This is a genomic window from Dolichospermum sp. UHCC 0260, from assembly GCF_009711985.1.
Classification (GTDB): Bacteria; Cyanobacteriota; Cyanobacteriia; order Cyanobacteriales; family Nostocaceae; genus Dolichospermum; species Dolichospermum lemmermannii.
This window is the reverse complement of record NZ_VIKZ01000034.1, coordinates 9036-28693: the sequence shown is the minus strand read 5'-3', so window position 1 is coordinate 28693 and position 19658 is coordinate 9036. Positions and strand designations below refer to the sequence as shown.

Annotated in this window: 16 protein-coding genes; 12 read left to right on the top strand and 4 right to left on the bottom strand. The window is 34.0% G+C overall.

The window, feature by feature from the left end:
- Nucleotides 1-181: 181 nt before the first annotated feature.
- On the bottom strand, nt 182-1510 hold the full coding sequence (locus tag FJR08_RS14240; RefSeq protein ID WP_168633602.1) for an S-layer homology domain-containing protein: 1329 nt from the start codon (nt 1508-1510) through the stop codon (nt 182-184).
- Nucleotides 1511-1763: 253 nt separating this feature from the next.
- On the opposite strand from FJR08_RS14240, the gene FJR08_RS14235 reads away from it, so the two are divergent.
- Nucleotides 1764-4178 carry an AAA-like domain-containing protein gene (locus tag FJR08_RS14235; RefSeq protein WP_168633601.1) on the top strand — a complete coding sequence of 805 codons (2415 nt, stop codon included), beginning with the start codon at nt 1764-1766 and terminating at the stop codon, nt 4176-4178.
- Nucleotides 4179-4292: 114 nt separating this feature from the next.
- Here FJR08_RS14235 and FJR08_RS14230 read toward each other — a convergent pair whose 3' ends face one another.
- Both FJR08_RS14230 and FJR08_RS14225 read right to left on the bottom strand, forming a co-directional pair.
- The gene (locus FJR08_RS14230) at nt 4293-4595 is read right to left on the bottom strand and encodes a type II toxin-antitoxin system RelE/ParE family toxin (RefSeq protein WP_168633600.1); all 303 of its coding nucleotides are present in this window, start codon (nt 4593-4595) and stop codon (nt 4293-4295) included.
- The gene (locus tag FJR08_RS14225; protein WP_168633599.1) at nt 4592-4885 is read right to left on the bottom strand and encodes a hypothetical protein; all 294 of its coding nucleotides are present in this window, start codon (nt 4883-4885) and stop codon (nt 4592-4594) included. Before FJR08_RS14225 ends, FJR08_RS14230 begins: the two co-directional genes overlap by 4 nt.
- Nucleotides 4886-5024: 139 nt before the next feature.
- On the opposite strand from FJR08_RS14225, the gene FJR08_RS14220 reads away from it, so the two are divergent.
- The 6 genes from FJR08_RS14220 (at nt 5025) to FJR08_RS14190 (ending at nt 10499) form a co-directional block, all read left to right on the top strand.
- A complete protein-coding gene (locus tag FJR08_RS14220) occupies nt 5025-5255 on the top strand; it encodes an addiction module protein (RefSeq protein ID WP_168633598.1) in 231 nt (76 codons plus the stop codon).
- Between the two features lie 212 nt (nt 5256-5467).
- The gene (locus FJR08_RS14210; RefSeq protein WP_168633597.1) at nt 5468-5734 is read left to right on the top strand and encodes a prevent-host-death family protein; all 267 of its coding nucleotides are present in this window, start codon (nt 5468-5470) and stop codon (nt 5732-5734) included.
- Nucleotides 5731-6048 (top strand): type II toxin-antitoxin system RelE/ParE family toxin, encoded by a 318-nt coding sequence (locus FJR08_RS14205; RefSeq protein ID WP_015078245.1) that lies wholly within the window; start codon nt 5731-5733, stop codon nt 6046-6048. The genes FJR08_RS14210 and FJR08_RS14205 overlap by 4 nt, the downstream gene beginning before the upstream one ends.
- A gap of 315 nt (nt 6049-6363) precedes the next feature.
- Nucleotides 6364-8184, top strand: coding sequence for an AAA-like domain-containing protein (locus FJR08_RS14200; RefSeq protein ID WP_168633596.1), 1821 nt, complete (start codon nt 6364-6366; stop codon nt 8182-8184).
- 637 nt (nt 8185-8821) lie between these two features.
- On the top strand, nt 8822-10027 hold the full coding sequence (locus tag FJR08_RS14195) for a histidine kinase (RefSeq protein ID WP_323294457.1): 1206 nt from the start codon (nt 8822-8824) through the stop codon (nt 10025-10027).
- 211 nt (nt 10028-10238) lie between these two features.
- Nucleotides 10239-10499, top strand: a complete 261-nt coding sequence (locus tag FJR08_RS14190) for a chlororespiratory reduction protein 7 (RefSeq protein WP_015078241.1) — start codon at nt 10239-10241, stop codon at nt 10497-10499.
- Between the two features lie 17 nt (nt 10500-10516).
- Here the strand turns inward: FJR08_RS14190 and FJR08_RS14185 are convergent, their stop codons facing one another.
- Nucleotides 10517-11419 (bottom strand): cation diffusion facilitator family transporter, encoded by a 903-nt coding sequence (locus FJR08_RS14185; protein WP_148759793.1) that lies wholly within the window; start codon nt 11417-11419, stop codon nt 10517-10519.
- A 347-nt stretch (nt 11420-11766) separates the two neighbouring features.
- Here FJR08_RS14185 and FJR08_RS14180 point away from each other — a divergent pair, with 347 nt between their 5' ends.
- From FJR08_RS14180 to FJR08_RS14160, 5 genes are all read left to right on the top strand, one after another.
- Entirely contained in the window at nt 11767-13467 is a 1701-nt protein-coding gene (locus FJR08_RS14180; protein WP_168633595.1) for a helicase-related protein, read from the top strand.
- A gap of 24 nt (nt 13468-13491) precedes the next feature.
- Complete coding sequence (locus FJR08_RS14175) at nt 13492-14274, top strand: hypothetical protein (RefSeq protein WP_168633594.1); 783 nt, start codon at nt 13492-13494, stop codon at nt 14272-14274.
- A gap of 14 nt (nt 14275-14288) precedes the next feature.
- On the top strand, nt 14289-17579 hold the full coding sequence (locus tag FJR08_RS14170) for an Eco57I restriction-modification methylase domain-containing protein (protein WP_168633593.1): 3291 nt from the start codon (nt 14289-14291) through the stop codon (nt 17577-17579).
- Nucleotides 17580-17684: 105 nt separating this feature from the next.
- Nucleotides 17685-18239, top strand: coding sequence for a Uma2 family endonuclease (locus FJR08_RS14165; RefSeq protein WP_168633592.1), 555 nt, complete (start codon nt 17685-17687; stop codon nt 18237-18239).
- A 169-nt stretch (nt 18240-18408) separates the two neighbouring features.
- Nucleotides 18409-19623 carry an FIST N-terminal domain-containing protein gene (locus FJR08_RS14160; protein WP_168633591.1) on the top strand — a complete coding sequence of 405 codons (1215 nt, stop codon included), beginning with the start codon at nt 18409-18411 and terminating at the stop codon, nt 19621-19623.
- Nucleotides 19624-19658 lie beyond the last annotated feature (35 nt).

Below are 19658 nucleotides of genomic sequence, written 5' to 3'. Positions count from 1 at the left end.
AACCAACGGTTAAACCAACAGCCACACCAACGGCTAAACCAACGGCTAAACCAACGGTTAAACCTACAGTTAAACCTACAGCCACACCAACGACTAAACCCGAAAAGTAAAGTCAAGAATTAGCAAGTAAATATGACAGGCTATTCGGCCTGTCGAATGTTTATTTCATCTAAAATAAAATTCACCTTTTCAGCTTTAAAGCTTCCGTTGCTGATATTCCTTCGCCTTGAGTACCGAAATACCATAAAGCTGCACTAGCTTCAGCACGAGTTACAGGTTTCTTGGGTTGAAATAAGGTTGTATAACCAAAAACTCGGCGAATATTTGATTGTTCAGCATTTTGGAAGTCTGCTAAAACTGCTTTTAATGCTTTCGGTTCAATGTTACCTGCATCTTGAAAACCCCAAGTTTGTTTAACGGCTTCCAAACTGGCTGCGGGTAAGGCTTGGCGAGTATCTAAAGGAACTTTCCATAAAATTAATTGTTCTCGCGTCAAGGGTGCATCAGGACGAAATAAAACGGCTGTGGCATCTCCAGATAAAGCACTGGGAATTAAACCAGCTTCTGCTAATCCCTGAATGACTGGAAAATCAGGATCTTTGGTTAAGATGTCTCTAAAAGCTGGTTGGGTGCTGGGGGATGCTAACCGGATTTGTTTGGCTGGATTATTCGCATACATGGCATTATTAGCTGCAACTAACCAGCGGGCATATTCCCGACGGGTGATAATTTTATCAGGAAGAAATTCGGTTGTTTTCGGTTCGATAGATAATACACCCAATGTAGCTAAATCTTGAATATGAGATCGCCATTCGGGTGGTGCTTTCTGAATATCACTGAATTCCTGAGTTGTTAAGGTTTCCGGTTGGGTGGTTGGCTGTAGGGTTGGCTGAGTGACTACGTTGCTATTATTGCTATTAGGTAATACTGGACCGATAAATTCAGAATTATCTGATGGTATAACTGGGTTAGTTGATGTGTCCTTAGAATTAGATGAATATTCAATTACTAATTTAGTAGCAGTTTGCGGTTGATTGGGTTCAGCTTTGGTAACTGTTTGTGGTTTAATTGTGACATTGATGAGTAGATCATTGCGTTTGGCGGAAAAAGTCCCATCTACATCATCTTGAGGCTGTTGGACAATTTGCCAGTTTTTAGCCTGAAATTGCTGGCGGTAAAAGCTGGTGATTATATTACTAGGATCTCCACTTTGCCACCGAATTGATATTTTATTTTCCGAATTAGCTGGTGTAACTTCCTCTAGTTTGGCGTTGGGATAAATGGGTATATCTGCGGGAAAATCAGCCGGTAATTTAATTGTTGATGTGTTGGGGTTTGGTGTTATTTGCTGACTCTGAGGTTTGCCAAAGGGAACAGGATTATTTTGCAACTGAGGGTCAGCCGCTAATGATTGTTCTAGGTTTTTAGCAGATTGACTGTTAGCACAGGCTGTTAAGGATAGTAGAACAGCAAAACTCAGGAATACAGCGGGGTAGTTACGGGAAAACACAAAGAAATCACAAATTGATTTTCACCTTCTACACTAGCATTTTTGGGGCTTGATTACTGGGGAAATTCTATTGAGTTAAGTTCGGATTTTGCCTATAATGATTTTCTATAAAAGCGAATAGAATTCGCGTCTACACAAACAAAGTCCACCTGCGTGGACTAACAGAAAATTCAACTTTTTAAACCCACGGAGGTGGGTTTTGCCTGTGTAGACGCGGTTTCTAACCGCCCTTTAACTCATATAGAATAAAAATATGACTTCCCAAAATTATCAATATCAATTTGGTGGTAGTCTTCCTCCAAATGCACCCACCTACGTCACACGCAAAGCTGATGAGGATTTATATCAAGCCGTGAAAGCGGGAGAGTTTTGTTTTGTGTTGAACTCTCGACAAATGGGTAAATCAAGTTTGCGGGTTCGCACCATGCAAAGATTACAATTTGAAGAAATTGCTTGTGTGGCTATTGATTTAACTGCTATTGGCACATCAGGGCTAAATTCTGAACAATGGTATAATGGCATTATTAATCATATTTCTGAAAGTTTAAAGTTAGAGAATAAATTTGATTTAGATGTTTTATGGGAAGAAAATAAACGACTTTCTAACGTGCAGGTTTTTGGTAAATTCATTGATAAAGTATTAAAATTAGTTTCTACACAAATAGTAATTTTTATTGATGAAATTGATAGTATTCTCAGTTTAGATTTTCCTGTTGATGATTTCTTTGCTTTAATTCGTGCCTTTTTTAATCAAAGAGTTGACAATTCTGAATATAACCGTATTAACTTTGTATTGTTGGGAGTTGCTACACCTTCAGAATTAATTCAAGATAAAAAACGGACTCCTTTTAATATTGGTAAAGGCATTGAATTAACAGGTTTTGAATTTACAGAAGCTTTACCTTTAATAACCGGATTTTCTCACCAAACTAAAAATCCTGAAACTGTACTCAAAGCGGTTTTAGATTGGACGGGAGGACAGCCATTTTTAACTCAGAAAATTTGTAATTTTATTTGTGAATCTAAAGATGAAATTCCGACGGGAGAAGAAGCTAGTTTTGTGGAAAATTTAGTTAAAAATAGAGTAATTAAAAATTGGGAAGCTCAAGATGAACCCGAACATTTTAGAACCATTCGAGATAGAATATTAAAAAGAGATGAAAATAAGGCAGCGTATTTATTAGATTTATATCAACAAATTTGGCATTCACAAGGAATTGATACTGATAATAGTATTGAACAAAGTGATTTACAGTTAGCGGGAATCGTTGTTAAAAAGAATGGTAAATTAAAAGTTTATAATCAGATTTATCAGACGATTTTTGATGGTTTATGGATTGAAAAAACTTTAGCTAGTTTACGTCCTTATGCAGAGAATTTTCGACAGTGGTTGTTATCAGGTAAACAGGATAAATCTCGATTATTGCGAGGAGAAGCTTTAGCAGAAGCAGAAGTTTGGGTAAAGGATAAAAGTTTAGGTTTTGAAGATAAGGAATTTTTAGCAGCTAGTCGTACCCAGGAACAAGAAGAAAAAGCGATAAAAATTGAAGCTGAAGCTAAACAAGAAGCAGATAGACAGTTAGAGATAGTCAGGAAAGAAATTGCTAAAATCAGAGAGTTAGCAGCAGTTGCTTCTCAACTTCAACAAGATAATAAAGTAAATGAAGCTAATCAATTTTTAAATGTTGCTGGGTTAGTGTTACAAGAAAAAATTAAAAATCAAAACATGAAAAGTGCTGTGTTAAATGGTTGTATAGTTTTAGGGTATCAATACTTATTAGATAATTCACAAGATAAATTCTCAAGTCAAGAACAAAAATACAAAAAACTCAAAGAAGATTTTGATAAAAGTTTTGAAAAATTACCAAAAGAAAATAAACTTAATCACAATGAATCCAGCTATTTGGCTACTTTAATTTATATTTATTATATTAAAGGTAATCTAGAAGAAGATCAAAATAAATCCTCAGATTACTATAAAATAGCATTAGAAAAATATGAGATTTTAAAATACCATATAAGATTCGATATTGATTTGTTTAAATTAGACCTAAATATCCTCTACAATGTAAATGTTGATATAGTTGCTAATCTTTGTTTTAAACTAAAAGAATTAAATAACTCAAATACAGGTTATTATGAATTATTAAAGAAACATCTATTAAACGAACTAGATTACTTAATGCAGGAGAAAAGATGGCAAGAAGCAGATCAGAAAAATTGGCAATTTATTCTTGTTTTAGCTAAAAGAGAAAAAGAAGGTTATTTAGAATTAAACGATATTAAAAATTTTAACTGTAATGATTTAAAACAATTAGATTACCTCTGGGTAAAGAACTCTCAAGGGCATTTTGGTTATAGTGTTCAAAGAAGAATATATCTGGAAACACGCAATTCTTTAGATTATGATTGCGAGGAGGAAGAATTGAAATGGGATGAATTTATAATTGGCGAAACATGGCATAATTTTGCCGATAAATTAGGTTGGACAGACAAGACGCATTATAGAAAATATGAAGAATTAGGGTGGTTAGAAATGAAAGATTTAGATACATTTAGGCTATATGGTACGATACCGTGGTGGCATAGTGGTGGGGAATCTATGAATAGCTCAAATATCTTGAATGACTTTTATGTGACTTTTTTATTTTTTGTTGATTACTTGTAGCAGATAAGGCTTTCAGAGACTTTCAGATCATTGTTAAGATTTGTATAGCAGGTATTTACCGTCCAAGTCAGGTCTCAGTCAAAAGTGAAAAGATGATGGAGTTAGGTACGATTCCTATATATCATGCTCTGAAAATTGATTTTTTATGTCTCTAGATTGATGAAAAATTCTGACAATTTCTAAACTTGCAGAATCTTGAGTATAGAATATAATATATGGCTTAACAGGAAAACTACGAATTCCTGTTTGTAGTTCGTCTCTTTTCGTTCCCATATTAGGAAATTGAGCTAACATCGGAAATTTATCAAGAATTTGTGCGATTTTTTGGTCTGCTAATATTTCATTTTGTTGAGCGAGATAAATCCAAATATCTTCTAAATCTTTCTCTGCTAGTTTTGAAATCCGAAAGTGATTCATTCAGATATTTCTCCTTGTAAACGTTCCCGACCTCGTTCTTTAATTGAAGTTATGAGAGTAGATAAATTATTTTCATCGTATTCTGTGTATTCACCGTTTTGGAGTTGTTGAATACCTGCGGCTATATCGTGTTTTAAGGATTCAATATTTTGTGTTTTCTGGTGTTCAGTTAGTCGAGAGTGTTGAATTTTTTCTACTAAGATTTGATATTCTTCTTGAGAAAGTGCAAGGATAATTTGAGAAAGAGAGTCAAGCAGTCGTGTATTAATTGTAGGAATGGGTTGGTTCATAAGGCAATAATGTTAAGAATTAGGTAGCTAGTAAAATTATAGCACAATTTCGTGCTAATATGACAACGGTATCCTAGTATGAAGTCGCGCTTTGGTCGTGGTATTAGATGACTGCTACATTTTACTGGAATAAATCATCATGCTATCAGTCGAAGAATTAATTCAAGAAGCCTTATCTTTACCCAATGCTACCAGAGTATTTTTAGTGGAAAAACTCATGGAAAGTCTAGAATCTGATATTGATGAGAACACCCAAAATCTATGGAATATAGAAGCTAAAAAACGCCGTGACGAAATTCATAATCATACCGTTGAGTTAATTCCTGGAGAATTAGCTTTAACTCAAGTCAGACAAATTTTAGAAAAATGAAATATAACTTTCATCCTGCGGCTTTAACAGAATACTCAGAAGCCGTCAAATTTTATGCAGAAAATAACATTGAACTAGCACAAAATTTTATCAATGCTGCATAAGCGAATCTAACCGAAGATATCGTTTCTAGAGAATGTGGAGAGCTTGTTCAATTTCTCATGAATGATTTAGAATAGCTAATAGAAATGTAAATTTGGCGATTAACAATAATGACTATCAAAGAATTGCTCTTACAAGAAATTGACAACACCCCCAATGAAATCCTAGAGGATTTATTTAGTTTTTTGCAATCACTGAAAACAGATCCAAAACATCCCTCAAGCATATATCAAGAACTCTTAGAGCGAATTGATTACCTTGAAGCAATAGTAGGTATTCGTAAAGGACTAGATGAGTTTGAGCAAGGTCAAGGAATTCCTGTCGAGGAGGCATTGGCAACCCTAAAAGACAAATTTAACATTCCTCCTCGCTCATGAATTATCAAGTTATTATTCAACCTACAGCCTTTCAAGAAATAGAAACTTCCTATCGTTGGATGTGCGATAATCTGAGTCCTGAAATGGCAAATAATTGGTACTATGAATTTCAAGATACTATCGCATCATTACAAAACTTTCCTAATCGCTGTAGCAAAGCACCAGAATCCAAAGTTATTGGTTGTGAGGTTCGGCAAATATGGATCGGAAAAAAAAGAAAATATCGAGTTTTGTTTGTAGTCATGGAAGATGTTGTCGCAATTCTTCATGTTCGCCACAGTCGCCAATCTTATCGAGGTGAGGAATCTGAGTGATTGTTGTCAACGATCACTTTTGGGGAATATGTGAGTAAACTTACGAAGTATCTCTTAGAGGATGTTTTAAAAGTTTTTAATGTGGAAACAGACCTCTCTCCAAACCTCTCCCCTACCAGGGGAGAGGCTTTAAAAACCCCATTCCCTTGTAGGGAAGGGGGGAAGGGGGGTTAGGTTTTTGGAAATTATGGGTTTCATATAATACTTTTCAAACAACCTCTTAGCAAGGATGGTAGATAAAATCTTGGGTTTCGTTTGTTTTATACCAAAAGTAAGATATAATTCATTACTGATAAACTAATTGTCTTTATTAGTATGGTTTTCAGCTTTCTTGGTAAATTATTCGGTAAAACTCCACAACCGAAACCCACAGAAATCACAGGTTTAATCAAAATCTCAGGATGTGAAAACCTCCAACGCAAGGGAGATATAATTTTTGTTCACGGTTTAGGTGGTCACGCAAGGTCAACTTGGCATCCTCAAGAATTAGCAAATGATGATAACTTTTGGTTAACATGGCTTGCACAAGAAAGACCAGATTTAGGAATTTGGTCTTTTGGTTATAATGCTGCACCCTTTGAATGGAAAGGTGCAACAATGCCACTTTTTGATCGTGCTAGTAATTTATTAGAATATTTAGCAGTTAATGATATTGGCAAATATCCAATTATATTTGTTACTCACAGTATGGGTGGTTTATTAGTCAAAGAAATGCTAAGAAATGCTCAAACTTTTAATAGACAATCAGTTATTAAACAAACTAAAGGTATTGTTTTTTTATCCACTCCTCACACTGGTTCTCATTTAGCTAACTTAGTTAATAATATTGGTACTCTGGCACGAACTACTGTTAGTGTTGATGAACTAAAATCCCATCTTCCTCAATTGCGTCAACTGAATGAATGGTATCGGCAAAATGTTGATGCAATGGCAATTACTACAAAAGTTTATTATGAAACAAAACCGACTAAAATAGTTTTAGTTGTAGATCCGGATAGTGCTAATCCAGGCATTAAAGATGTGCAACCTACCGCAACAGATGATGATCATATTTCTATCACTAAGCCAAAATCATCAGATAATTTAGTTTATAAAGGTGTGAGTCGCTTTATTAAAGAACAGTTGTTAAATATTCCTGAAGAACCAGAAAATCAATCACCTAATATTTCTTCTTTTTATATCCAACGTCCAGAAATTGAAAATAACTGTTATCAAAATATTGTACAACCAGGGGCATTAATCCGCATTAAATCTCCGCGCAAAATGGGTAAGACATATTTGATAAGTCGTATTTTCCATCATGTTAAACAAAAAGGATATAAGACAGTTTCTATTAATTTATGGAGTCAGGAAAATCTGACTGACCTCAAAACTTTTTTACAGCGGTTTTGTGCAATTTTGAGTTCAGAGTTAGGAATAGAAGACCAAATAGAGAAATCTTGGAGTAGTCGTTTTGGTAGTCAAGATAACTGCACTAATTATTTAAAAAAATATATTTTACCAGTTATTGATAGCCCTTTAGTATTAGGTTTAGATAATATTGATGAAATCTTTCCTTATGCTGAAATTACTCAACAATTTTCTGCTTTATTAAGAGCTTGGCATGAAAGAGCGAGAACTGAAGAAATTTGGCAAAATTTACGGTTAGTAATTGCCCATTCTCAAGAAGTTGATATTTCTATAAATCTTAATCAATCTCCTTTTAATGTGGGTCTGTCTGTGGAAATCGGGGAATTTAACACTACACAAATAAAGGAATTAGTTAAACAATACAGTTTAAGTTTTTCAGATACAGAAATAAACCAATTAAAAGAAATGATTGATGGTCATCCTTATTTATTAACAACTGCACTTGGTGAAATTGCTCAGGGTGATTTCACTTTATCAAAATTTCTGGACATTGCTCCTACTAATCAAAGTCCTTATGGCACGTTTTTAAATTTCTATGTTTCAGAACTAGCAGAAAATAATTTGTTAAAAGTGGCAATGCAGCAAGTAATTAATAGTGATATTCCTATTCAAATAGATTCTACTCAAGCTTTAAAATTACGCAGTTTGGGGTTAATTGAATTTAAAGGAAATGAAGTACAATGTCTTTGTAATTTATATCGGCTTTATTTTCGAGAGCGTCTATAGCGGTTATCGGTTGGATGCAATACAACTGTAGGGTGCGTCAGATATCAATAATTTGTTTATTTGCAGGATTTATGCAGTCTGACGCACCCTACCAATGTGCCAGTTACGTAAATGATAATATAGTCTAAATTTATACTTTTTGTGGTTAATAAAATATTGCTTTGCAACGCCAAAAGCGGCGACTATAGGTTTTGAGGAATTGATAGAAAGTTTTCGCCAATGGTTTGAAGTGGTAAGCTGAGAATAAGGCAACTCTGCGGCTGTTTGTAAGAATTGATGGACGGCTTAGAGATGATTTAATGCTTTCACACTAGAGCATCTTCCCCGCGTGAGCGAGACGCTCACACTACAGTCCATCATTTTTATCTTGACAAACTACTAGGGCTATTTTTTGGGTTCTGTAAATAATTGCTAAAGGAGGTGACGATAGGTTCAACAATTCCTGACTAGAAGCCTAGTAGCTGTAAAAGTAAGAGCAAATGGCAGCAAAATTCCGAAAAAAATCCGTTTCCACCCAAAAACCTAGGTCGAATTGGAGTAGGAAGAATCTAAAATAGATATTAAATTAGAAAAACAACGGCCATTAAGCAACGTTAGTCCATTTTACCCTATGTAAAGCGTCCCCAGGTTGTTACCAGTGCTGAAACAAGATGTCATGCAAGTTTCCCAGGATCAGCCTATTTATGCTGAAGCTCCTCTCCAATTATTGCTATTTGTTGATGGACGGCCTCAGTCTCGTCAACAAGTGCAGCAAATTCGGGTTTATTTAAAAGAATTAGAGGCTGGGTATAGTTTTGAACTACAAATTATTGATGTTGGACAACAACCCTATTTAGCGGAACATTTTAAGTTAGTAGCAACCCCTGCTCTAGTTAAGATTCATCCCGAACCTCAACAAACTATTGCTGGTACTAATATTATTCCACAATTAAAAATTTGGTGGCCGCGTTGGCAACACGCTGTTGGCACTCTTTTGAAATTACAGGCAGATAAACAGGAATGTTTGGATGAAAAGAGTCAGGTGATTTCGCCTAAATCTACCATTCATTCTGTTGCTACTTCGGCCGAGGCAATTCAACTAGGGGATGAAATTTTTCGTCTGAAGCAGGAAAAGGAGAGACTGCAAGAACAACTACTGTTTAAAGACCGAGTAATTGCGATTCTAGCACATGATCTCCGTAATCCTCTGACGGCTGCGGCGATCGCTATTGAAACTCTTCAATCTAATTACAATCCAGATACAGGGGGATTTCAACGTCTGAAATCTGGTTTGGCTATACATTTATTAAAACAGGCTCGGACGCAAACCAAGATCATTGATCGGATGATTGCTGATTTGTTACAAGCTGGGCGGGGTGACGATACAGAATTGCCAATCGTACCACAAAAGTTACAATTAGGGGAAATTTGTTTACAGGTATTAGAGGAATTGAGCGATCGCTATATTGCTAAATCTCAAACGGTGGAAATAGACATTCCCCAGGATTTACCCTCTGTTTATGCTGATCCTGAACGAATTCGCCAAGTCCTGGTTAATCTTTTAGATAACGCCATCAAATATACACCTGCTGGTGGCATAATTACTGTAGCGGGACTCCATCGCACTAGCCAAAAAGTGCAATTTACGATTGGTGATACAGGCCCTGGTATTCCCGAAGAAAACCGCGATCGCATTTTTGAGAATCTTTTCCGTCTCCAACGTGATCAAAGTACAGATGGATATGGAATTGGTCTTTGTTTATGTCAACGTATTATCCGCGCCCATTACGGTCAAATTTGGGTAGATTCATCTCCCCACGGTGGTGCATGGTTTCATTTTACAATGCCAGTATATCCATCTTAGTCAGTTGTCAGTTGTTCGTTGTCAGTAGGGGCGAAGCATTTGGAAGATAAATTATCGGTCATTGCCAAAAATAGTTCTCCAAATGCTTCGCCCGTACAGTTGTCAGTTGTCAGTTGTCAGTTGTCAGTGGTAAAACTATCACCAATTACCAATTACCAATTACCAATTACCAATTACCAATTACCAATTACCAAATTACTAATTACTAAAAATGCCAAATCAATTAATGTATCAGCAGGACGATTTTGTTGTTTTGGAAACAAATCAACCAGAACAATTTCTGACAGTGGCGGAATTATTAATCAAGCTGGAAAAAACTTTATCACAAATTGCATTCGCGGATTTACCATTGGATGTGCAAAAATTTGAGTCTGTTAGCGAACAAGCACAATACTTGCTGGATACAAGTTGTAATTTAGATGTGGGGCCTGGAGAATATTTACAGTGGTATGCGGTGCGGTTGGAAAAATAAAATTATTTGCTACCAAATTAGGTTTGTTCGGCTTCAAAGGTGATGCGCTCAGATTGATATGCAGGTGGCTCAACATGAATTAAAATCCTGACGGGATGAAAACGTTGTTCTAGTTGTTTTTCAACTTCCTCTGTGATATTGTGAGCCGTTTCTACATCTGGTGCATCAACAATTAAGTGCATTTCTATAAACACTTGACGACCAATGACACCGCGGGAAGCGATATCATGACAGTTAATTACACCGGGGACAGAAACTGCAATTGTATGAATAGTTTCCGGGGCTATGGCCATTTGATCCACAAGCCAGGGCAAATTCTCGGTTAGAACTGACCAACCACTCCAAAATACCAGTAAAGCTACTGGGAAAGCTAGTGCTACATCTAACCACTGATAACCCAGCCACACACCAATTAAACCACCAATAACGGAGATTGTCACCCAAACATCACTCATGGTATGGGTAGCATCAGCGATTAAAATGGAACTACCTACTCTTTTTCCCACATTCCGTTCATAAAAGGCGACAAAAATATTTATTCCTAACACAATCAGTAATAACCACAATTCTGAAGGTGATACTTTTACAGGTTCGCCACCTTTGAGAATTCTTTCTACTGCACCTTGGACAATTTCAAAACAAGCTATTCCTAAAAATGCAGCTATCCCCAAAGCGCCTAGTGCTTCAAATTTATTATGCCCATAAGGATGCTCTCGATCTGGCAATGGTGAAGAAAACTTAATAGCAACTAAGCCTAAGACATTATTGGCACTATCAGTCACACTATGTAAAGCATCAGCCAGCAAACTTAAAGAACCTGTCCAATGACCCACAAGGACTTTTAAACCCATGACAAATACGTTAAGCAGTAGGGTAATAATTAAAACTTTTCTTACTTCCGTGCGGTTATCGTAAATCATATATTAATCTTTTGTTAATCTTGTGTGATTTGTGGAAAAAAAGACTAGAGAATTTGTTTTCTTTAACTATTACTGTACAACAATAGGTATTTATTTCTAGGAATAAATATACAGGAAATATGTCAAAAACTGCTTATTAAGAATTTATCTCTTTATTGAACAAAAAGGAACAGTATTTAGAGCAGTTTTAAATTAATGTCTAAACTATGATTTTTGTGATTTTGATGATTTTTATGATGAATCCCTCATCTTTATCAAAATAATCCTACAAATCATAGTTCAGACGTTTTTTCTCATCTTCATCAAAATAATCTTAAAAATCATAGTTTGGACAGTTAAACATAAATATGTCAACAAAATTTTTCACTAATAGCGAAGAAAATACCCTAATTAAGAAGTTTGCGGGGGTGTTTACATATAATCCTAATATTCAATATTTTGATGCTTTAGTAGGCTATTTTAGAGCATCTGGTTATTTTAGAATCAGACCATTTTTAAATCAAGTTCCCAATCCTCCAGCAGTGGAAAAGAACTGGAAAAACACTTTCAACTATTTTAATATTGACAAATACACCAAATTTATAACTAATGGTAGTCTTGATAAGATATTAACACAACATCAAGATTATTGGAACAAAGAAGAATATGATTTAGTGATAGTTGATGAAGCTCATAAATTTCGTAATCATAAAACTGGTGCTTTTCAAAACTTACAATTAATTTGTAAAAGTCCCAGAGTAAATCAGGGTTTGATTCCCGGTAATCAGAAAAAAGTAATTTTAGTATCTGCGACACCTTTAAATAATCGTCCAGATGACATTTTTTATCAAATCCAAATGTTTCAAGACGCTAGACAGTCAACTTTACCAATTACAAATTTAACTGCTTTTTTCAATCCTTTAATGGAACAGTATAAAAGTTTGAAAAGATTTGAAGAATTAGATGTTAATAAACTGAGAATGATTTATGGAGAAATTAGAACCAAGGTAATTGAACCTATTACTATTAGAAGAACTAAAACAGATTTAGAAAATATTATTGAATATAAATCAGATTTAGCAGCACAAGGAATTATATTTCCTCAAGTAGAACCACCGCAAAAAGTGGAATATCTCATGGATGAAAAATTAAATGAGTTATTTCATAAAACTGTGATTTGTCTGACTGGTAAAGAACAACTTACATATAGTCGTTATCAAGCTATAGCGGGTTTAAATCCAGAAATTCAAAGTAAGTATTATGAAAATGCGGAAACGGTTTCTAAATCCTTAGCATTTATCATGAAAACCCAATTAGTGAAAAGATTAGAAAGTAGTTTTTATGCTTTTAAAAAATCATTAACTAATTTTCAACAAGCTACAGATAGAATGATTACTATGTTTGCTAATGATAAAATATTTATAGCACCTGATACCAATATTAATAAGTTATTAGATAAAGGTTGGAGTGAGGAAGAAATTGAAAAAGAAATTGAGAGACTAAGTGAAGAAAATCTTAAAAATCAAACTTTTAAAAGTACAGATTTTAAACCTGATTTTATTGAGAGTTTAGAGAAAGATTCTCAAATTTTACAAGAATTGGTAAAAGATTGGAATGCTATAGAAAATGATCCAAAATTAGATGTCTTTATTGATAAATTAAGTAACCTATTTTTTGATAAGCAAACCAATTTAGAAGGTAAATTAGTTATATTCTCCGAATCAAAAGATACTGTTGATTATTTATCACAGGCTTTAAAAGATAAATTTAGAAAAGATGTATTAGTAGTTTCCAGTGAAAATAGAAAACAACTGTATGATACCATTGTCACTAATTTTGATGCTAATTGTGCGGTAGATAAACAAGTGAATGATTACAGCATTATTATTACTACAGAAGTTTTAGCAGAAGGTGTAAATTTACATCGTTCTAATGTGATTATTCACTATGATACACCTTGGAACTCAACTAAATTAATGCAGAGAATTGGACGGATTAATCGGATTGGTACAAAAGCATCTGCTATTTATAACTATGTTTTTTATCCCTCAGCACAAGGGGATTCATAAATTCAGTTAAACAAAACTGCTTTTATGAAAATTCAGGCTTTTCATACTGCATTTGGAGAAGATAATCAAGTATTTTCCACTGATGAAATTTTAGATGAGGTGAAACTTTTTAGCGGAAATTATCAGGAAGAACAAGACGAAAGATTAAAATTTTTGTACTTTTTACGCAACTTTAGAAAAAAACATCAAGCTTGGTTTGATAAAATCAAAAAAATTCCGTTAAAATCCAGAGTTGGAAGAAGTTCCACCACAATTAAAAAACCTGATTTAGAAAATGGTACGATTGCATTTTTAAAGACGGATAAAAAGTTTGAATTTTATTGGATAGATAGTAATAACCAACCCAAAGAAATTACACCTTTAGCAGCATTTAAAATATTTGAAGCTGAGGAAAATGAAAAAAATTGTGAATTGATTACTAATCATCATGATCATGTGAATCAAGCTATTGAACATTTTGAAAATCTTGAACATAAGTTGGTACAATCACAAATAGATCCAGAAGCGTTAGGTAGTGTAGCCCAAAATGCTAAAAAGTTCCTGTCTCAAATTATTAATCATCCTAAAATCACGGAAAAACAAAGGGAAAATATTAAGAAAATTATCACTCTAATTGATATAGGAAAATACACTAATTTACCCGCTGATGTTGACAAGTTGCAAAAGAAAAAGTTAAAATTAGATACTGCTATTTTAGAACTTGATAAAATTGCCCAAAAATATAGTGTAGATTCATCCAATGTCCAAAAAGGAGACAAAAGAAAGGTTGAGAAACCAGTATTAATCATTTCTGAATCTTTTGAATAATTTTAGGAAAATTTATGAAAAAACAACAAATTCAAGACCTATTTAATCAACGTTACAATCAAGCTACATGGAAGCAATTTTTGGGACAAGCATTTGCTAATGTGCAATTATTATCAACTCCTGAAAACTTGACAGTTATTGATCATCATGTTGCTGCTAATGCTCAAAAATTGGGCTATATATCACTTGATGAAGATGGTATTGAGAGACAAATTGCAGTTTATGAAGTAACTCTAGCAGATGGAATTATTTTAGAACGTAATCGGGTAGGATTAAGAAATTTATTGCGTAAATATTGGAAAAATATTGATGCTGCTTTTATTGTTTATCATCATCCAGAAAGTGTAAATTGGCGGTTTACTTATGTTTCTGAATTGACGGGTTATGACGCAGAGGGTGAATTTATTCAAATTAAAACTGAACCTAAACGTTATACTTATATATTAGGTGAGGGTGAAAGTATTAGAACTGCGGTAGAACGGTTTGAACGGATTATTAATAAGGGTAATAAAGTTAGTTTAGATGATGTCAAAGAAGCGTTTTCTGTAGAGAAACTTTCTAAAACATTTTTTGATGAATATAAAAAGCATTATGATGGTTTTTGTAAATATATGGTTTCCCAACCTGGTATTTCTAAAACTGTCTTTAATGGTGATGAAAAAGCTATTCGTGATTTTAGTAAAAAATTATTAGGAAGGATTGTCTTTTTATATTTTATCCAGAAAAAAGGCTGGTTAGGTGTGCCAGAAAATGAAGATTGGGGAACAGGAGATCATTATTTTTTAACTAATCAGTTTGCAAGTTTTACCCATAAAGAACTTTTTTATCCAGATTTCTTATCCGTGCTATTTTTTGATACTTTAAATACAAAACGTCCTGATGATTTATTTATTAAAAATCAATCTTGCAAAATACCCTATTTGAATGGTGGTTTATTTGAGGAAGATAATCCAAAATATCGCAGTTTAATTTTTGATGCTGGTTTATTTGCAAATCTGTTTAACTTTTTTGATCAGTACAATTTCACTATTTATGAGGATGATCCTCTTGATCATACCATAGCTGTTGACCCGGAAATGTTGGGTCATATTTTTGAGAATTTACTAGAAGATAATAAAGATAAGGGTGCATATTACACCCCTAAAGAAATTGTCCATTATATGTGTCAAGAAAGTTTGATTGAATATCTAAATACCTATTGTCTAAACTATGATTTTTCTGATTTAGGGATTACCTTGATAGAAGAAACTCAAAAGGAATTGATTACACAATTCATCAAAAAGAAAGAAATCAATCTAGATATTCTCGAAAAATCAAGCAAATCAAAGGAATCCTATAAATCATGGTTCAGACATTTGAATATTGCATTGGATAAAGTAAAGATTTGTGATCCTGCTATTGGTTCGGGTGCTTTTCCTATGGGTTTGTTACATGAAATATTTACCGCAAAACAAACTCTACATACTTTTGAATTCGGGAATACGACTAATTTTAATGCTTCGGAAGTGAAGTTAAATGTTATCCAAAATAGTATTTATGGGGTGGATATTGAACGCGGTGCTGTGGATATTGCTAGATTGCGTTTTTGGTTAAGTTTAATAGTAGATGAAGATAAACCCAAAGCATTACCTAATCTTGATTATAAAATTGTGGTGGGTAATAGTTTGGTGAGTAAGTTTGGTGATGATATTATTGATATTGATTGGGAAATGAAAGATGTTACACAAGGAAGTATTTTAGTTGATGTTTACCAACCTCAAGAAATTCTCAGGAAAATTAGTGCTAAACAAAAAGAGTTTTTTAGTCCAGATAGCGATAAGAAAACATTAGCTGCTGATATCCGTGATTTGAAAATTGATTTGCTGATAAGTCAATTGGAGTTGATGATTAAAAGTAAAGGTATGGAAACTAAACCCACTGGTACGGGTAAAACTTTAACTAAGCAAACGGAAATTCATTTACAAACTGTTGGTTGGAAACAAAATATTAAGGAACTTAGACAATTAAAAAATAATCCTGATAAGTCTCTTAATTTTTTTGATTGGAAGTTAGATTTTCCTGAAGTGATGAATCAGCAACTTGTGGAAAATGTGGGTTTTGATATTGTAATTGCAAACCCACCTTATGACGTTTATCAAGGAAAAAAGAAAAGTGAAATTGAAGGGTTACTTAAATTTGAAATTTATCATAAATGTAAGGGAGGTAAAATAAATGCCTATGAATTATTTTTAGCAAAAACAGATTTTCTGCTTAAAGTCAATGGAACAAATTGTCAGATATTTCAAAATTCTTATCTAGCTGATAATTCTTCTAAAGGAGTTAGAGATTATTATTTTAAAAATCAACACATTTTATTTATTGACTCATTTCCTGAAAGAGATGATCCAAAAAAGAGGTTATTTGAGAGTGTTAAAATGAGTGTTTGTATTTTAATGTCTAAAAAAAGATTATTAGAAGATTATTCATTTATACTTAAAGTACACGCTAATAGAACTCTAAAAAACTACTACTATGTAGAATTTAATAAAAAGGAAATTTATGATTTTGATCCTATTAATGCTGTTATTCCAAATTTAAAAAAAGAAGATAAAAATATTTTTCTTAAATATTATAAATCTACTTCAAATTTTTGTTACTCTGAGTTATTTGAATGTATTGAAGGTGAGCTTAATATGACTTTTCATAAATCATATATGACTAATAATATTCAAAATCCTCTTATTGTTAAAGGTGCTCAAATTCAAAGATATTTCATAACTAATAAACCAAGTCAAGGCATTATTGAATTTGTGGATAAAGCAAGTTTTATCAAAGATTATCCAAATAGTAAAAAAACCTATCATCATAGATTGCAAAGAATTGCATTTCAAGGTATTTCAGGAGCAAATGATAAAATTAGAATTATTAGCACTCTTATTAATAAGGATATCTATTGTGCTAATTCATGCAACTATATCATATCCAAAGAAGATAATCAGACAATATCAATAATTGCAATGTTAGGTGTTTTTAATTCTAAGTTAACAAATTGGATTTTTAGAAAAACTAGCACAAATAGTAATGTAAATTGTTATGAAATAAATAATCTAAGGCTTCCGATTATCTTAAAGAAAAAATCAAAAAATGTAGAAGACATTGTGCATAATATTCTTACTCTCAAATCTCAAGGCAAAGACACCACTGCATTAGAACAACAAATAGACAACATGGTTTATAAACTTTACGAATTAACCTATAAAGAAGTAAAAATAATAGATCCTGAATTTCCATTAACAGAACAAGAATATGCAGACATAAAAATATAAAGTGTTTAGATCCCCGACTTCTTAAAGAAGTCGGGGATCTGAATGATCTGAATAAATATGCTATAATATCAAATCATCACAAATATCACTGGAGATGCAAATTATATGACTCTCACAATTGACAATTTAGAAAAAATAGAACAAATATTAAAAGATGATGATAACGACTATCAAATAGAACTACAAGAAGGAAATATCTTAATTATGGGTCCATCTGATATAGAATCTAGTGAAATTGGTGCTGAGTTCATATATTTGCTAAAATTATGGACTAATCCTCGCAAACTAGGGCGAATATTTGACTCCAGTGGTGGGTTTATTATGCCAAATACTGATTTACGCGCTCCCGATGTTTCCTTTGTGTCCGCCCAAAGATTAAAACGGACAGTGAGAGACTTCGGTAATTTAGTTCCTGATTTAGTAGTAGAAATTAAATCAAAAACTGATAGAGTTGCTAAATTAGAAGATAAACTTAAATTATTTTTAGAATTAGGCGCAAAAGTAGGAATTTTAATCAATCCTGATGAATTAACTGTTACTGTTTATCGTCCTAATGGTAAAATTACATTATTAACAGAAGATGATAAATTAACTGTAACTGAATTATTTCCTGGTTGGGAAATTGCTATTTCTGAATTATGGCCACCTGTGTTTGAATAAGTGTTTATATCCTCAATTTTTGATGTTAAATCATAAATATACCACTTCCTATACTGAACAACGAGATCCCCGACTTCTTAGAGAAGTCGGGGATCTGACTCTATTCAGCAAGCGACAAAGTTAGTTAAAATAATCAACTAACCCCAAAACAGAAACCAGCCGAAAACTCATGGCAGATCAAATGCAGTGGACAAATGCCCTATCAACTCGTCCTTCCTTAGAAGCGGCTATTAACGATGTCGTAGAACAAGCAGTGGCATCTTTAACAGCACCAGCACATTTAGGGCTGGTATTCATTTCTTCTGCCTTTATGAGTGAGTATTCCCGGCTGTTGCCTTTATTGGCGGAAAAGCTTTCTGTACCTGTATTAATTGGTTGTAGTGCTGGGGGTGTAATTGGCAGGAAACAGGCAGGAGAAACCGAAGAAATAGAAGCAGAACCCGCCCTGAGTCTGACTTTAGCCCATCTTCCCGGTGTCGAAATCCGACCTTTTCATATTGTCGCCGAAGAATTGCCAGATTCCGATAGTTCCCCCATGGCTTGGATTGATTTGCTAGGTGTGCCACCTTCCGTAGTCCCCCAATTTATTCTCTTGTCTAGTCCCTTTGCTTCAGGAACGAATGATTTGTTGCAGGGGTTAGATTTTGCCTATCCAGGTTCGGTGGTGGTGGGAGGACAGGCCAGCAGCGGCTTTATGAATGGTCGTGTCGGCTTATTTTGTAATGATAAATTGTATCGGGAAGGTACGGTAGGCATCGCTTTAAGTGGCAATATCGTCTTAGATACCATTGTAGCCCAAGGATGTCGTCCCATTGGTGAACCGTTGCAAGTCACCAAAGCGGAACGGAATATTATTGTTGAGTTAGATGAAAAAGTCCCATTGGTGGTATTGCGAAATTTAATTAGTAGTTTAAGTGAAGAAGATCGAACTTTAGCACAACATTCTTTATTTGTAGGTTTAGCAATGGATGAATTTCGGCTAAATTTACATTCAGGGGATTTTTTAATTCGCAATATTTTAGGAGTAGATCCTAATGCTGGGGCGATCGCAATTGGCGATCGCATTCGTGCCGGACAAAGGTTACAATTTCATCTGAGGGATGCCGAAGCATCAGCCCAAGATTTAGAAATTTTACTGCAAGAATATCAAAGTCAAAATGCCAGCGAACCCTCTCCCGTAGGTGCTTTAATGTTCACCTGTTTAGGACGAGGAACAGGACTTTATGGCAAACCTAATTTTGATTCTCAATTATTTAGCCGATACCTCCATGATTTACCAATGGGTGGCTTTTTCTGCGGTGGTGAAATCGGTCCAGTCAGCGGCAGAACTTTCCTCCATGGTTATACTTCTGTATTTGCCATTTGTCGTTCTCTTGGGGAATAGGAGTCAGTTGTCAGTAGGGGCGAAGCATTTGGAAG

Excerpts from the sequence above, each read along its gene's own strand:
- FJR08_RS14235 (WP_168633601.1), top strand. The coding sequence starts at position 1,764 with ATGACTTCCCAAAATTATCAATATCAATTTGGTGGTAGTCTTCCTCCA.
- FJR08_RS14230 (WP_168633600.1), bottom strand. The coding sequence starts at position 4,595 with ATGAATCACTTTCGGATTTCAAAACTAGCAGAGAAAGATTTAGAAGAT.
- FJR08_RS14225 (WP_168633599.1), bottom strand. The coding sequence starts at position 4,885 with ATGAACCAACCCATTCCTACAATTAATACACGACTGCTTGACTCTCTT.
- FJR08_RS14220 (WP_168633598.1), top strand. The coding sequence starts at position 5,025 with ATGCTATCAGTCGAAGAATTAATTCAAGAAGCCTTATCTTTACCCAAT.
- FJR08_RS14210 (WP_168633597.1), top strand. The coding sequence starts at position 5,468 with ATGACTATCAAAGAATTGCTCTTACAAGAAATTGACAACACCCCCAAT.
- FJR08_RS14205 (WP_015078245.1), top strand. The coding sequence starts at position 5,731 with ATGAATTATCAAGTTATTATTCAACCTACAGCCTTTCAAGAAATAGAA.
- FJR08_RS14200 (WP_168633596.1), top strand. The coding sequence starts at position 6,364 with ATGGTTTTCAGCTTTCTTGGTAAATTATTCGGTAAAACTCCACAACCG.
- FJR08_RS14190 (WP_015078241.1), top strand. The coding sequence starts at position 10,239 with ATGCCAAATCAATTAATGTATCAGCAGGACGATTTTGTTGTTTTGGAA.
- FJR08_RS14185 (WP_148759793.1), bottom strand. The coding sequence starts at position 11,419 with ATGATTTACGATAACCGCACGGAAGTAAGAAAAGTTTTAATTATTACC.
- FJR08_RS14180 (WP_168633595.1), top strand. The coding sequence starts at position 11,767 with ATGTCAACAAAATTTTTCACTAATAGCGAAGAAAATACCCTAATTAAG.
- FJR08_RS14175 (WP_168633594.1), top strand. The coding sequence starts at position 13,492 with ATGAAAATTCAGGCTTTTCATACTGCATTTGGAGAAGATAATCAAGTA.
- FJR08_RS14170 (WP_168633593.1), top strand. The coding sequence starts at position 14,289 with ATGAAAAAACAACAAATTCAAGACCTATTTAATCAACGTTACAATCAA.
- FJR08_RS14165 (WP_168633592.1), top strand. The coding sequence starts at position 17,685 with ATGACTCTCACAATTGACAATTTAGAAAAAATAGAACAAATATTAAAA.
- FJR08_RS14160 (WP_168633591.1), top strand. The coding sequence starts at position 18,409 with ATGGCAGATCAAATGCAGTGGACAAATGCCCTATCAACTCGTCCTTCC.